Source organism: Brucella sp. (genome assembly GCF_032066345.1).
Lineage (GTDB): Bacteria > Pseudomonadota > Alphaproteobacteria > Rhizobiales > Rhizobiaceae > Brucella > Brucella pseudogrignonensis.
The window spans coordinates 1-2,777 of record NZ_DAMBKZ010000042.1; the positions used below are offsets into that span (position 1 = coordinate 1).

Genomic DNA, 2,777 nt, shown 5'->3' on the forward strand with positions numbered 1-2,777 from the left:
AAGTTATCGGAAACTTTTATTGGCAGTCCGTTTTCTCCAACTCCTCGTCATTTTCTGCCACTACTTCTCCTTCATATTTTATCAACTGCCTCGCCATTACGCGCTCAATGCGAGCATCGACGATAGAATATTCGTTTGCAGGCTTACCGCCTTGAACGCCCTCAGCAGCTCTTGTACCAATGTGCTTAATTATGCCAGCACTTTCCCAAGATTGAATTCGTGTTCTCGCTGATTGAGCGCCCACGCGGAAAGTATTCTGAACGTCTTTATTTGTAAAGGTAAGTTTATTTAAGCGAAATATCTGCGCTAAGAGTCTTTCTCCGTAGACGGTAGAAATAGTATCGGTGACATACTTATCAATTCCAGCTTGAATAGAATTCAAAGTCAACTCTGTATATTCCGCATTCTCAGCGTATACTACATCATGTTCGCGAATGATCACATCCAGAAGACGTATCATTTCTCTGGGCGATCGCATTGATATCGAGATAAGCAAATTAATCAAACTATGTTCATCGGTATCCGTGGAAAAAAGTTCGATAAAATTCTTTTTGTCGTCAGAGAAGAATTTGACCCGTCGGTTAAGCATTACTTGAAAGAACTTATCGTCCCAAGACACCGTCGCGTGACCGAGCTTGTCTAATCGGACTGGAAATTTGTCACTCTCAAATATCGATTTTGTTTGATGCCACAAAAAAAAGATCCAAGAAAAGCTATTTACTTCAGTAAATTGAATTCTTGAGAGAATGGGGTGTATTAACTCGGCAGTTCTTTCCGCAGAGTTGTTTGTTGCATCCGTTTCGTCCACCTTATCGACAAGGATTATAATGCCGCTGAAGTCAAATATACTGACCAGTGAAACAAGTTTCTTTAGCACTAAAACTGCGTCGAAATCACCGGGTTCAGCTTTCAGAGCCTTGGTAACCGATCCAGACACATCGGCCTCCGGAGCAGCACGTTTCGCAAGTACGTCTGCGCATGCGCCCATCAGTTCTGCGATTCTGTCCCACTTCCTCGTGATCCACATTTGCGTTTTTGCTAGTATTGCCTGGTTGAACAACTCCATAGCATCGTGAGCGGATTTCTCTCGTTTGGAATCGGGCCGACTTAAATAAAAATCTCGCAATAGTTGATAACACAAGTTTTTTTCATCATCATCCAAAGCGTGTAAAAATATACTCCTTTCATCTTCCTCCAAAGTACTCAACCAAGCTAGCAGGCTTTCTATAACTAGAAATGCCACTTCAGAAATCAATGTGTTTTCATTTAAGTTTTCAAATGATCTTTTATTGATAGCGCATGAAAAGTCGACCATATTTACTGCTAATGGAACTTTCTTTCCAGAACCCTTTAGCTTCCAAATCTCCTTATAAATTGTGAGCCGGGTAGCACTTTTCCCCGCACCGCGTTCGCCGAACAGAAGGAATGAGGACGTGTTCATCGCCCTCCCTTCAATAACTTCGAAATATGGAGGTTTTACCGCATACTCAGCTATATCTGGTTCTTTTTCGGCTACATAGTTTTCGAAAGGATTGCCTTTTAAACCTAGTGCAGTAACGAATTTTGGCATCGAATCTCTAAGCCCCCTATTTGCTTGCGTCGATAATGCAGGGGCCGAAGGAGAACGTCTAGGCAATTTCAACTTTACCTCCAGATTCTAATCTTCAACCAAGACAATGGGCGTTCAGATATTGGTGAGGATCAAAACGGCGCGAATTCATTTCAGCATTCCCCGTCGGTTACCCAACTTCACACCGCCTGAAACCGCTTGAACAAAGGCAGGTGACCCTTGCCATTGCTTGATAGCTTTCTGAGCGCCAGCGTAAGCGCGCGCTTCGATTTCCCTATCGCCAGTCGCCCCATTCACATTCACATTGATGACCGGCGCGCTGTTCATCGTCGTGCTATTGTTGTTGTTCGTAATGCGCGATAGGTCAGGCATACGCGGGGCAGTGATCGAAGGCAGGCTTACCGGACCGCCGCCTGCCAGCGCGAGACCCTGGCCGCCGTTGATCGCATCGAGAAGCGGTCCAAATTTCTTCGCTGCGGCTGCGTTGATGACGTACTCGCCATTTGAGAGCATGGCGGGAATGCTGTCACTGCGAGGGCCACCGGGACCGCGCACATGGCCGCCGCTCGCAAGCCTCAACCCCGCCCAAGGATCGGATTTACCGCCGCGGAACATACCGCCAAGCAAGCCGCCAAATCCTCCCCCGCCGTTGAATAGTGCATCCAGCCCGGAGTTCAAAAAGCGGTCGGCCAGTTGGCCCAGCGCATTTGAAAGCACGTCACTCGCCTTGGCGCCAGACAGCAAGCCATCCACCAGCGTGCCGGCGAAGTCTCGCCCGGCGTCATTGAGCTCTTGTAGGGCTTCTTTCTGACGTTCGTGCGCTTCATTTGCGCGATAGGTGCTCTCCACCAACGCTTCGATTTTCTGCTTCTCGGCTTCTGTGGCCGCTGCCCCAGCATGGCGAAGGGCGATCATCTTCTCTTTCTCTACGGCGCTCTTCCCTACAAGGCTGGCTTCGAATTCAAGCTCCTTGATTAAGTCCGTGACCACCTTGCGCTCGCGCTCCGCCTGCTTCGCCGCCTTCTCACGGGCCTTTTCAGCGTCGGATTTGCCAGATGTTGGGGCAGCTAAAGGCTTGTAGGCAGGCTCAATAACAATAGTGTCAAGCTTCGTTGCCGTCAGCTCGTCTTTGCGTGCCTGAAGCTTAGCCATCTTATCTTCAAGGGACCGCATCTCCGTATCGGCATCCTTGCCGATGATGCTAAGT

Annotated in this window: 1 protein-coding gene and 1 pseudogene; both read right to left on the reverse strand. The window is 48.3% G+C overall.

Features of this window, described 5'->3' with window-relative positions:
• Positions 1 to 16: 16 nt before the first annotated feature.
• A complete protein-coding gene (locus RT142_RS24325; RefSeq protein WP_313032138.1) occupies positions 17 to 1,570 on the reverse strand; it encodes a P-loop ATPase, Sll1717 family in 1,554 nt (517 codons plus the stop codon).
• 147 nt (positions 1,571 to 1,717) lie between these two features.
• Positions 1,718 to 2,777, reverse strand: a pseudogene (locus tag RT142_RS24330) (hypothetical protein); the annotation flags it as partial.

Coding starts and splice junctions, on each gene's coding strand:
- RT142_RS24325 (WP_313032138.1), bottom strand. CDS start 1,570: ATGCCAAAATTCGTTACTGCACTAGGTTTAAAAGGCAATCCTTTCGAA.